Origin of the sequence: Pseudomonas canadensis (genome assembly GCF_000503215.1) — a bacterium.
In the GTDB taxonomy this organism is placed as follows: domain Bacteria; phylum Pseudomonadota; class Gammaproteobacteria; order Pseudomonadales; family Pseudomonadaceae; genus Aquipseudomonas; species Aquipseudomonas canadensis.
The window spans coordinates 1,095,139-1,106,835 of sequence record NZ_AYTD01000013.1 but is presented as its reverse complement, the minus strand read 5'-3'; the positions used below and the strand labels follow the sequence as shown (position 1 = coordinate 1,106,835).

The window sequence follows — 11,697 nt, the reverse complement described above, 5'->3', positions numbered from 1 at the left end:
GCATGTTCAATTCACTGCGCAAAACTTACAGGGAATGGAAAGGCTTGCAGGCCTTCAAGCGGCTGCCACAGCACCAGAGGCAACTGGTGTTCTATTCGGAGGGTCGCGGCTACTGGACTTACTTTGAGTCGGTGTTTGAGGCCTTGCGGGCCGAGTATGCTCAATCGGTCATCTACGTGACATCGGCGGAGGACGACCCCATCTTGTTAAGCCCGCCAGAAGGGCTACTGGCCTTTTATGTGGGGGAGGGCAGCATGCGCACGTTGTTCTTCTCGACACTGGATGTTCAGGTCCTGATGATGACGATGCCGGATTTGCAGAGCTTTCACATCAAGCGATCGCCCTGTCCGGTGCACTATGTCTACCTGCATCACTCGATTGTCAGCACGCACATGATCTACCGCGAGGCGGCCTTCGATCATTTTGATTCGATCCTGTGTGTCGGGCCGCACCACGTCTTGGAAACGCGAGCTCGCGAGCAGATGGCAGCATTGCCGGAAAAAACACTGGTCGAACATGGCTACGGTCGTCTGGATGCGATTCTTCGAGAGGGTAACTGCGGATCGTTGGCGCGCTCACCCGGCCAACCTGCGCAGGTGCTGGTAGCGCCGACTTGGGGCGACAATGGCCTGTTGGAGTTGCATGGAGTCGAAGTCATACAGCCGCTGATCCAGGCGGGCTTTCGTGTGGTGCTAAGGCCCCATCCGCGTACTCGCAAACTGCGTCCGGACGTCCTGGAAGCCATTGTCAGTCATTTTCATGGCGAGCCACTGTTTCATCTGGATGAAGACGGGGATGCGCGCAAGTCGTTGATTGAGTCGGATTTAATGGTCAGCGATTGGTCGGGCGCTGCGCTTGAGTTTTCCCTTGGGCTAGAAAGACCCACCCTTTTTGTTGATGTTGCGCGTAAAATCCTCAATCCCGCGTATGAGGCAATTAGCCATGAACCGCTGGAAGCGGCTATCCGTGAACAGGTTGGTCTCATTCTCTCAGAGCATGAGTTAGCCAGTCTGGGGTTGAAAGCAACTGAATTGATCCATAACGCACGCCAGTGGCAGATGGCTATCCGCACGGCACGCGAGCGTTGGGTTTTCAATTCGGGCAAAAGTGGCAGCGCTGCTGCAGCTCATCTGATTTCTTTGCTGAATTGATATGGAGTATCTATGAACACATCACGTTTCTCGCTGGTAGCTCTGGTTTGCCTGGTCGTATTGCCGATCAACGCTTTCGCTTACCTGGATCCGGGTACCGGCAGCGCGGTATTGCAAGGCATCCTGGGGGCACTGGCCGCAATAGCCGTTGTGCTCAAGCTTTACTGGCACCGCTTCCTGCGCATGCTGGGGTTGCGCAAAGACACCGTGAAAAAACAAACTCGCGGCGATACCCCTACTGAGAAATGAAGCGTCGCCGGCAGGTGGATTCAAGTCCTTGTCATTAGGATGAATCGGGCCTTTTCCGTCGCAGGTTTCCATACGCATAGTGCACTCCGCCAACTCGTGTTGGCGGAGCTGATAATCAAAGTTGCCCAATGTCTATTCAGAAAAAGAGCATGCCGAGTGTGTTTTATCTCTGGCTGCTGATGTTCATGGCGCCGTTTGCATTCGCGACTGCCCCAGCTCAGGTCTCTCCCTCCCTTGCTGACTCCAATGTGCAATTGTCGCTCGACCTGACGGCGGGCACGGTCTCGCACTGGCGTTTGCCGCAGGTGATGAATGCGCAGGGCCAGCCACAGGACCTTGCGATGCCGGCTGGTCAATTGTTCGCGCTGAAGGGGCGTCTGCAAGGAAAAACACTCGAAGAGTGGACGACCCTCGCAGGTGGTTGGAAAACCGTAGCCGCCGACAGCGGCGCGGTAACCATTGCACTCGACAGCGCAGAGTTGCCGTTCGTAATCCGCAAGACATGGCGCCTGACCAACACACCCTCGCGCGTTCGATTTGAGCTGAGCCTTCAATCACGATGGCAAGCCAAGCAGGCGCAAGACGCTTTGTGGCTTGAACTCGGCCCTGGGCTCGGCGAGCAGCCGACACACGGACTGGGCATGGGCCAAGCGATTTACTCGTTCACTGAGGTGGTTTACCGAAACGCTGAAGGTGTTTCAACTCAGCGATTGGGGCATGACGACAACGTGCGGTTCAAGCCCCCGGCGGGTCAGGGCGTAACCGAGTGGGCGGGTTTGCAAAGTCGATACTTTGCGCTACTTCTGATCCCTGAAGGGAGTACCGAGGGGCACCTTGAATGGGAAGCGCAGGCGCCAGCGACAGGCGTCGAGTATCCGCAGCAACCTGACTTTGAAACCTTGCTCAGGATAAATATCCCCCTGCCTGAAGCTCACAGCGAGTCCTCCCAAATCTTGCGTTGGGATGTGTTTGGTGGCGGCAAGTCCTATGACGTCCTGTCTGCTCAGGAACCGACACTGACCAGCTTGTTGTTTGCGGGGTTGTGGGAATGGATGCGTGCACTGATCTTGGGCATCATGTATGTCCTGGCCTTTATCCACCAGGGTGTTGGAAACTGGGGCGTCTCGATTATTCTGCTATCGATCCTGGTTCGGCTGGTGATGTATCCCGTCGCGAAGAACGCTATGGCGGCGCAGAAAAAATTTGCAGCTATCCAGGAGCGTATCCAGCCAGAGTTGCAGGAGATTCGCCGCAACTATAAAGGCGGAGAGCAAAGTGAGCGTATCCTTGAGCTGTATGAGGCACATCAAGTCAGCCCCCTGGCCGGATTGAAACCTCTTTTGATCGTGCTAATACAGATACCGATTTTTGTGGCACTGTATCACCTGCTCGGCCAAGCGTTTGAGCTTCGTAACGAGCCTTTTTTGTGGATACAGACGCTCGCGCAGCCCGACCAGCTGTTCTCGTTCGGGGTTGATATTCCATTTTTTGGAGCCTACTTCAACCTGCTGCCGGTGCTGATGGCACTGAGTACTCTGCTGAGTATCAAGTTCTCCCAAACCGTTGCGGCTAATGCAAAAGAGGCATTTCGCCAGCAATTTTTTCTGTGGCTGATGGCGTTAGTATTCTTCCTGCTGTTTTACTCATTTCCTTCCGGCATGGTGCTTTACTGGACGATGGCTAATATTTTGCAGTTTGTTCATCAACAATTGGCATCGCGTAAATGATGGAGGGCCAGATGATCGATGGGTTGTTGTTCAAGGTCCTGCCTGAGCAGGTGCCAAATAGAAATGATGCTGTGCACTTTGATACGGTTTTCGAACTATATCAATTGGCCACTACTTCGCCGGTTGCCACCGAGCGGTTACGGTTGTTGAGCTTCCTGTGCATGCGGTTGGAAATTACAGGTCGTTTGTTTGACGCTTATGGTGTTGATGGTAAAAAAATCGGTAATCAGCTCATAGATTCAGCATGGGCCGAAGTTGCGCTTGTCCTGTTGCTATTGGATTTTGTGCAGATATATGAGGCCCCAGAGCAGGCTCCATTGGCGTTCAAACGTCTGAACGCGATGTTGAAACTGACAGACTTTATCGGTACTGGCCGGGATATAAACGTTGACCTGCGCAAAGCCATCGACGCCCATGCCGAGCGGTTTCTGAATCAACATTCAAGCGCTGATACGGTTGAAACCATTGCGCCTGCAGTTTCGCGCACTGTTCCAGAGCAACAGAAAGTCTTGCCCATCACCGTACTGTTCTGGGAAGGCCCCATTGCAAGGGCCTACCTTGCAACGCTTAAAAGCATGGGTTACCGACCTGAGAAAATCATTCATTTGATCTCGGCCGTAGACCTGGTGAGCAAAAAAGTTGTCGGGGGATACCTACCAGCCTTTATTCGCGAGGGGTATGCGGCGGTACGCCAGAAAAACAGCATCCATTACTGGGCATCGGCACTCCTCAAGAAAGAACGCGTCTTGTGCGACGCCATACGTATGGCCGTAGCGGATTCGCTGTGTTTTGAGCCGCATGTCCTTGACGATGCAGTGTCGTTGTCATCCTTGCGTGAATATTGTTCTGTCGTCGAAACACTGATGATCGATAATCTCGCGGATGATCGTTTGTTCGACTACCTTGCGAAATTGCCGGAAACTACCCTGTTGTTTACAGGAGGCGGTATTGTTCCTGCCCGGTGCCTGCAGTTGCCTGCGCTGAAATTCATTCATATTCACCCCGGGTATCTACCGGATGTGCGGGGAGCCGATTGCGTACTGTGGTCGCAATTGATCAAAGGACGTACCTCCGCCAGCTGTTTTTTCATGGCGCCGGGCATTGATGACGGGGATGTCATTCTTCCGTGCTACTTGCCGAAGGTGGAGATTGCATTCAACACGTCGGCATTGCCTTCGAAGATGTTGTACCGCGCTATATATGCCTTCTTTGATCCATGGGTGAGGGCGTATGTGTTGAGGGAGGCACTCGAGGTAATCGAGGGTCTTAAGTTTGATCAAGTATTCAGGCAGGATGACTCGCTAAGTACAACGTATCATTTCATGCATGAGAGAATTCAAACAGTTTCTTTGAATAGCATTTTTATAGACTAAGCACAGCTTGCTCAAGGAGTTACACGTGAAAAAGGCAATTATTACCGGCATTACCGGACAGGACGGCGCCTACCTTGCTCAGCTGTTGCTAGAAAAAGGCTACATCGTCTATGGCACTTATCGCCGTACCAGTTCGGTCAACTTCTGGCGAATGGATGAGTTGGGCGTCACTCAGCACCCGAACCTGCATCTTGTGGAATATGATCTGACCGACCTCTCGGCCAGCATCCGCCTGCTCCAAAGCACCGAGGCTACCGAGGTCTACAACCTTGCAGCTCAAAGCTTTGTCGGCGTGTCGTTCGATCAGCCGGTGACCACCGCTGAAATCACAGGCTTGGGCGCTGTCAATCTGCTGGAGGCAATTCGGATCGTGAATCCGAAGGTTCGTTATTACCAAGCCTCCACTTCTGAAATGTTTGGCAAGGTCCAAGCGATTCCGCAGATCGAGACCACGCCGTTTTACCCGCGTAGCCCCTATGGCGTGGCTAAGTTGTACGCCCACTGGATGACCATCAACTATCGTGAGTCCTACGGCATATTCGGGGCCAGCGGCATCCTGTTCAACCATGAGTCCCCGCTGCGTGGGCGCGAGTTTGTCACTCGCAAGATCACCGACTCCGTGGCCAAGATCACCCAGGGCAAGCTGGACGTCCTGGAGCTTGGAAACATGGACGCCAAGCGCGACTGGGGATTTGCCAAGGAATATGTGGAAGGCATGTGGCGTATGTTGCAGGTCGATGAGCCGGATACTTTCGTACTGGCGACCAATCGCACCGAGACCGTCCGTGACTTCGTCTCGCTGGCATTCAAGGCGGTCGATATCCATTTGGACTGGCGTGGCGATGGCGATCAAGAGCATGCGCTAAATGCTGCAACCGGCAAAGTCGCTGTACGGGTCAACCCGAAATTCTACCGCCCCGCGGAAGTTGAACTGTTGATTGGCGATCCTGCAAAGGCCAAGGAAAAGCTGGGTTGGGAGCCTGCAACCAATCTTGAAGAATTGTGCCGCATGATGGTGGAGGCTGATCTACGTCGAAACGAACAAGGCTTTTCGTTCTGAAGCTGACAGAGCGTGTGGTTTGCGCTCGGAGCGAGCGGGCTGTTTTTTGGCCCGTTCGTCCTACCTGTGTTGTCCAGTCTAAAGGTGAATAGCCGTGAAACATGTTCTGTTAACCGGAGCCAATGGCTTTGTTGGGAAAGTTCTGCTGGAGCAGTTGTTGGCGGCTGGCTACCGGGTAAGCTGCGCTTGCACCTCGCCTGGCGCATCGCTTCGAGCGGATGTTGAGCATGTATTGCTGGATATTCGTGATGCGCAGGCCTGCGCTGCGACACTTGAGCGGATCAAACCCACTCATGTTCTTCATTTGGCCGCCGTTTCTCATGTGCCGACGAGCTTTCGTGATCCATTGCTGACCTGGAATACCAACGTCCTGGGGACTATGAATCTGCTGGAAGCGATAAAGCAGAAAGCACCTGATGCGTTTGTTGTCCTCGTCAGTTCTTCCGAAGTGTATGGCGAGGCATTCAAGGCGGGCGTCGCGCTAGATGAAAGCAGTCCTTGCTTGCCGATGAATCCCTATGCAGCCAGTAAATTAGCGGCTGAGTTGGCCGGCGAGCAGTATTTTCGGCAAGGCGTCCGAGGGGTAATTGCACGTCCGTTCAACCATATCGGCGCGGGGCAGTCACCCGACTTTGTCACTGCTTCGTTTGCCCGGCAAATTGCCCTGATCGAGAGCGGTAAACAAGCACCGGTCATACAGGTTGGTAACTTGGATGCCTACCGGGATTTCCTGGATGTGCGCGATGTCTGTTCGGCTTACCTGCAGTTGCTGACCCTCAGCGAGCAGTCGGGTTACCCACGTCTTTTCAATATTTCCTCCGCAAATGCCTGTCAAATTCGCAGCGTCCTGAACGAGCTTGTCGGTCAGAGCCGTCAGAGCATCGCTGTCGAGTTGGATCCTCAGCGCTTGCGTCCATCGGATATTCCATTTGCCGTTGGTAACAGTGATCGCATGCGTAATGTTCTGAACTGGCAGCCGACTATTTCGTTGAAGGACACACTGGCGTCGCTGTTAGTGGACTGGCGCTCCCGTGTGGAAACCGAGCAGTGAACGTGCTGATGGGCGCCGAGTCGCTGCGTCCGCCCTTGACCGGGATAGGAAACTACACGCTTAACCTTTTGCGTGAGTATTCTAGGGTGCCTGATGTTGGGGCCACGTGTTGTTTTGACGGTCATCGGTTCTTACCTGCGGCAGATTTGTTGGCTGGGCTTGACTCAGCCTCTGCGCCCTCAGGTGGCACGCGCTCAGGCGTGCTGGGGTATCTGCGTAGAACGTTGCGTGCTGCACCGTTGGCCTATCAACTGAAGTCGATGGTCTCGAATACGCGATTCAAGCAAGGCGCTCAACGCTGCCGGAATTTCGTTTATCACGAACCTAACTTCATCTTGAGGCCCCATGATGGGCCCAGTGTCACAACGGTGCATGATCTCTCGTTTATTCGCCATCCCGAATTTCACCCGGCCGAGCGTGTGGCCTGGTTGAGTCGTCAGCTCCCGAAGACACTGGCTCGGGCGGACTTCGTCATTACCGATTCCGAAGTGGTGCGCCGTGAGCTTATTTCACAATTCAACATTCCGTCAGCCAGGGTCAGGGCCATTTATCTGGGGGCCGATGAGCGTTTCATGCCGCGTTCGGCACAACAGAGCGAGGCGGTACTGGCCAAGTATGGCTTGGTGCATGGTGCCTATCTGGCCTATGTAGGGACGATCGAGCCGCGCAAAGGGCTGTCGATTCTATTGGATGCGTGGCAGCGCCTGTCTGCGGATGTGCGCCGCGCCTGGCCTTTGGTTATCGCCGGTGCACCAGGTTGGCTCAATGCTGATTTGATGGCGCGCATTCAAGTACTGCGTGCCAAGGGGGAAGTGAAGTTTCTGCAATTTGTGAGCGCTCAGGATTTACCTTTTATATACGCCGGTGCCAAAACCTTTGTCTTTCCCTCGTTGTACGAGGGGTTTGGGCTGCCGGTGCTTGAGGCGATGGCGAGTGGCGTACCGGTTATTTGCGCTGGGGGTACCTCCATGGCTGAATTTGCCGAGGACGCCTGTACGCTATTCGAGGCCGGGGACGCCGAAGCCCTGACGACAGCTATTTCCCGACTGCTTGAGGATTCAGGACTGCATGAAAGAATGGTGCAGGTGGGTCAGGCCAGGGCCAGCCAGTTTTCATGGGCGCGTTGTGCGCGAGAAACGCTACAGGTTTACTCAGAAGCCGCAGAAACATAGCCGTGAGCTGGGGGGGCATGATTAATGGATATTGTTTTAGCTGGAACGGCGCAGTCGGCTCAAGGGGTATAAGGTCAGGATGATGACGTTCAATGAACTGATCAAAGTGAAGTTTTTGAGATTTTTGCTCGTCGGACTGATGAACGCAGCATTTGGCTATGGATGCTTTGCGGGTTTTATTTATCTGGGCTTGCATTACAGTTTTGCACTGTTACTGGCAACCGTTTTAGGTGTGGCTTTCAATTTTAAAAGTACGGGTTCGTTGGTTTTCGGCTCTCATGACAATAAGCTGATTGTCAGGTTTGTACTGGGCTACGCAGTGGTTTATGGCGTGAATCTAGGTGGCGTGGCGGCGCTGGCGCTATTCGGAGTTGTACCTTACGTGTCCGGATTGATCTTGCTTCTGCCGATGGCCGTATTGTCGTTCCTCATTAATAATAGGTTTGTTTTCAATGACGCGTAAATTAATTAGTATTGTGACGCCTTGCTATAACGAAGAGGCGAATATTGATGAGCTGTGCCAGCGAATCAATGACGTCATGTCAAAGCTGGATTACGATTATGAACACGTGTTCATCGATAACTGTTCGACGGATGGAAGTATTCCAAAGTTGAGAGCGATCGCGGCGCAGGATAAACGCGTCAAAATTATCTTGAATGCCCGCAATTTTGGTCACATCCGTTCTCCCTACCATGCGCTGCTACAAGTCAAGGGCGATGCGTGCGTACTGATAGCCTCCGATCTTCAGGACCCACCGGAAATGATCGAAGAGTTTGTCAAGAAGTGGGAGGCCGGTTTCAAGACGGTCCTGGCAGTCAAGCCCGAGAGTGAAGAGTCGCCGGTCATGTTTTTCCTCAGGAAAACCTACTACCGATTCGTTTCTCGTATTTCTGAAGTGCCACTTGTTCAAAATGCCACGGGCGCAGGATTATTTGATCGCGCGGTGCTGGATATCCTGAAGAAGGTTGATGACCCGTATCCCTATTTTCGCGGTTTGTTGTGCGAGATTGGTTTTCCTATCGCCACTGTTCCCTTCAAGCAACCTCGGCGTCAACGCGGGATTACAAAAAATAATTTCTACACCTTGTATGACATCGCTATGTTGGGAATTACCAATCACTCGAAGGTTCCTCTTCGTTTGATGGTAATGGGAGGAGGGCTGCTTGCCCTGGTCAGCTTGTTGATGGCGTTCTGTTTTTTTGTGGCAAAAATCATATTCTGGGACTCATTCCAGATGGGTATTGCGCCGTTGTTGATTTCACTATTTTTCTTCAGTTCGGTTCAGATACTGTTCCTGGGCATGCTGGGAGAATACATAGGGTCGGTGCACACGCAGGTACGTAATATGCCTCTTGTGGTAGAGGCAGAGCGCGTCAACTTTGATTAATCTGGTAAGGGATATTGGACAGTGGCCTCAAGCATGACGCTCCAGGAAAGAACGGTTTTAAGTTCAGGGCAGCCACTCGCATCATTGTGGCAGGTATTTAAAAGTGATTGGGTAATAGTGCTTGGGGGCGCTTTCTTATCTTTTGTGTTGGCGAGCGTATTCATCAGTGGCTGGCCTTCGGGTCTGCTGCCTGATCTTTCTGCGCCTTATCGGTATGCGGGAGACAGTCTCTTTCATGCCTGGATGGCTCAACGGGTTTCTGAAGGATGGCTGTTTGAAAATATTCGCAGTGGGTATCCGTTTGGGTCAAATTTTCTAGATTATCCAGGTTCTGACTTTGGTAATCACCTTCTCATTAAGCTACTTGCAATCGTATCGGGGAGCAGCTTCAAAGCGACAAACCTGTTTCTTCTCCTGAGTTTTCCAGTAGGGTTTTCTGCGACGTTCGTCGTAGTTCGCGCTTTCGGCCTGTTCCGCTCATTTGCATTTGTGGCGGCCATGCTGTTCACGTTTTTGCCATTTCACTTGTTAAGAATGGACCATCTGTTTTACACCTGGTATTTCGTTGTTCCGTTCTTTTTCTACTTGTCGTATTCAATATTTCAATCTTCAACGGACGCTGAGAGCCAAACGTTAAAAGGCTTTTCTTATCCGAAGGCTGTGGCCGTCGTGCTTGGGCTGCTGGTGCTGTCGTCATTCGGTGTGTATTACGCGTTGTTTGGCGTTATGTTGGTTGCGCTTGGGGGCGTATTGGGGTGGTGCAGAGCCCGTCGTGTCAGTGTGATTATTCGCACCCTGTGCGTGCTTTCGATATTGATGGGTGGGGTGTTGCTTAATGTGGCACCTAATATGCTCGCGAAAAACCAAGCGGGTCCCAACCTGGAGGTGGCGCAACGGTCCCCAATGGAGGCCGAGGTCTACGGTTTCAAGTTAATGCAACTCATCCTTCCGAGAGCGGATCACCGCATATCGTGGGTGGGGAAGTTTACAAGCCTGTATAACTCGACCTTTCCATTAATCAATGAGAACGCGACTTCTACACTGGGTGCAGTCGGCGCACTCGGCCTGTTATTAGCGTTCTGTGTGTTGCTACTGTCTCTCACGGGGCATTCTGTTGATCCGAAACTGGGGTTTCTGGTAGCGCTTGTTTTTGTGCTTTTTATGCTAGGTACTATTGGCGGGCTCGGCGCACTTTTTTCATCTTTTGTTTCCTCTTCAATCAGGGGGTGGAACAGAATCAGTGTTTTTGTTGGGTTCGGCGCATTATTGATTTTCTTTATAGTGCTGCAAACGTTGATGACGCGTTATTCATCAAGGCTTGCGGTCTATTCGACGGCGATTCTGGCCCTGCTGCTTGTCGTAGGGTTATATGATCAGACAGCGCCGGCCTGCCGGGCTTGTAATGCGAGCGCCAAGGCTGCTTTTGAGAATGACAGGGCGTTCGTGACTTCGATTGAAGCGGCGTTACCCGCTCAGGCAGCTGTTTATCAGCTTCCCTACATTGCCTTTCCAGAAATGCCTCCTGTCCACCGCCTGAATAACTACCAGTTGGGCGCGGGCGTGCTGCATTCCAAAACACTGCGCTGGAGCTTCGGTGGCATGAAGGGGCGGGAAGGCGATCTATTTTATCGAGCGCTTGCCCAAGAAGCACCGGAAAAGCAGTTGGAAGTGATCAAAAATCTTGGTTTCAACGGGATTTATATTGATCGTCGCGGCTATGAGGATAATGCCCAGAGTGTGGTTCAACAGTTTACCGCGCTGCTGGGCAGCGGGCCCTCGATATCCAGCGTTGATGGGAATCTGGTTTTTTTCAATTTGAATAGGCCGAAGTCGGCTGATCTCTCGGGTCTGAGCTTTGCGCAGATCATGAAAAAATCCGGTTATTATGCTGACAAGTTGGGAGCCCGCTATCCCGGTAGTCTGAAAGACGGTATCGATTTTACGCGAGATGGCTGGCCGAATACGGTGAAAGGGGCCGAGGGGCTTTCTGGGAAAGAATCCTGGGGGCGCTGGTCCGATGCGAGACTTTCCAACACGGTGCGCATTGAATTCACAGCCCCGCTGCCACAAACATTCACGTTGGTGTTAGTCGCTCGGGCATTTGCACCTAACGTCAATAAACCCATCAAAGTGACAATAGGTAATCGCGAATATGAAGTCTTGCTGGGGGCTGAGCCATCTGAAGTCCGACTCTCGGTAGACCTTCAAGGTGACGATGCTGACAGCATTGTCTTCAGCCCACCTACCCCCGTTTCACCCCAACAGCTGGGCGTAGGGAACGATTCGCGTAAATTGGGGATTGGGTTCGTATCATTACGGCTTGAATAGTCGAACGCTTGCTATTTACAGCTACGCGGTGCTGTGAACTGAGGGCTGCCTGTTCGGAAAAATATAGAACTGTTCAAAAGGTTCTGTGTCTAAACGAAATGTGTAGGGTGGCCCGCAGTTTACTGACACATTCGAGGAGTAAAGCTGTCCGTAAGTCCCGGCTCGGTTATGTCCCGTTCAGGGCATCCGGCGCATCAG

10 protein-coding genes are annotated in these 11,697 nt (G+C 52.6%); all 10 read left to right on the top strand.

The window, feature by feature from the left end; genetic code table 11:
* Positions 1–2 precede the first annotated feature (2 nt).
* A complete protein-coding gene (locus U367_RS01000000130145) occupies positions 3–1,151 on the top strand; it encodes a CDP-glycerol glycerophosphotransferase family protein (RefSeq protein ID WP_050587882.1) in 1,149 nt (382 codons plus the stop codon).
* Between the two features lie 12 nt (positions 1,152–1,163).
* Entirely contained in the window at positions 1,164–1,400 is a 237-nt protein-coding gene (locus U367_RS1000000131980; RefSeq protein ID WP_032864231.1) for a hypothetical protein, read from the top strand.
* A 128-nt stretch (positions 1,401–1,528) separates the two neighbouring features.
* On the top strand, positions 1,529–3,127 hold the full coding sequence (yidC, locus tag U367_RS1000000130510) for a membrane protein insertase YidC (protein ID WP_028617454.1): 1,599 nt from the start codon (positions 1,529–1,531) through the stop codon (positions 3,125–3,127).
* 11 nt (positions 3,128–3,138) lie between these two features.
* Positions 3,139–4,500: a hypothetical protein gene (locus tag U367_RS0113925; protein ID WP_028617453.1), complete on the top strand. Its 1,362-nt coding sequence runs from the start codon at positions 3,139–3,141 to the stop codon at positions 4,498–4,500.
* Positions 4,501–4,525: 25 nt separating this feature from the next.
* Positions 4,526–5,560: a GDP-mannose 4,6-dehydratase gene (gmd, locus tag U367_RS0113920; RefSeq protein ID WP_028617452.1), complete on the top strand. Its 1,035-nt coding sequence runs from the start codon at positions 4,526–4,528 to the stop codon at positions 5,558–5,560.
* Between the two features lie 94 nt (positions 5,561–5,654).
* A complete protein-coding gene (locus U367_RS0113915) occupies positions 5,655–6,611 on the top strand; it encodes a GDP-mannose 4,6-dehydratase (RefSeq protein ID WP_028617451.1) in 957 nt (318 codons plus the stop codon).
* Positions 6,608–7,783 (top strand): glycosyltransferase family 4 protein, encoded by a 1,176-nt coding sequence (locus U367_RS1000000130925; protein WP_028617450.1) that lies wholly within the window; start codon positions 6,608–6,610, stop codon positions 7,781–7,783. The genes U367_RS0113915 and U367_RS1000000130925 overlap by 4 nt, the downstream gene beginning before the upstream one ends.
* An 82-nt stretch (positions 7,784–7,865) precedes the next feature.
* A complete protein-coding gene (locus U367_RS0113905; protein ID WP_028617449.1) occupies positions 7,866–8,246 on the top strand; it encodes a GtrA family protein in 381 nt (126 codons plus the stop codon).
* Positions 8,236–9,171 (top strand): glycosyltransferase family 2 protein, encoded by a 936-nt coding sequence (locus tag U367_RS0113900; protein WP_032864229.1) that lies wholly within the window; start codon positions 8,236–8,238, stop codon positions 9,169–9,171. The genes U367_RS0113905 and U367_RS0113900 overlap by 11 nt, the downstream gene beginning before the upstream one ends.
* 33 nt (positions 9,172–9,204) lie before the next feature.
* Positions 9,205–11,499: a DUF7024 domain-containing protein gene (locus U367_RS0113895; protein ID WP_236639980.1), complete on the top strand. Its 2,295-nt coding sequence runs from the start codon at positions 9,205–9,207 to the stop codon at positions 11,497–11,499.
* The last annotated feature ends 198 nt before the right edge of the window (positions 11,500–11,697 follow it).

Bases quoted from the DNA above. Each gene is read 5' to 3' on its own strand.
- U367_RS01000000130145 (WP_050587882.1), top strand. From the start codon at position 3: ATGTTCAATTCACTGCGCAAAACTTACAGGGAATGGAAAGGCTTGCAG.
- U367_RS1000000131980 (WP_032864231.1), top strand. From the start codon at position 1,164: ATGAACACATCACGTTTCTCGCTGGTAGCTCTGGTTTGCCTGGTCGTA.
- yidC (WP_028617454.1), top strand. From the start codon at position 1,529: ATGTCTATTCAGAAAAAGAGCATGCCGAGTGTGTTTTATCTCTGGCTG.
- U367_RS0113925 (WP_028617453.1), top strand. From the start codon at position 3,139: ATGATCGATGGGTTGTTGTTCAAGGTCCTGCCTGAGCAGGTGCCAAAT.
- U367_RS0113905 (WP_028617449.1), top strand. From the start codon at position 7,866: ATGACGTTCAATGAACTGATCAAAGTGAAGTTTTTGAGATTTTTGCTC.
- U367_RS0113900 (WP_032864229.1), top strand. From the start codon at position 8,236: ATGACGCGTAAATTAATTAGTATTGTGACGCCTTGCTATAACGAAGAG.
- U367_RS0113895 (WP_236639980.1), top strand. From the start codon at position 9,205: ATGACGCTCCAGGAAAGAACGGTTTTAAGTTCAGGGCAGCCACTCGCA.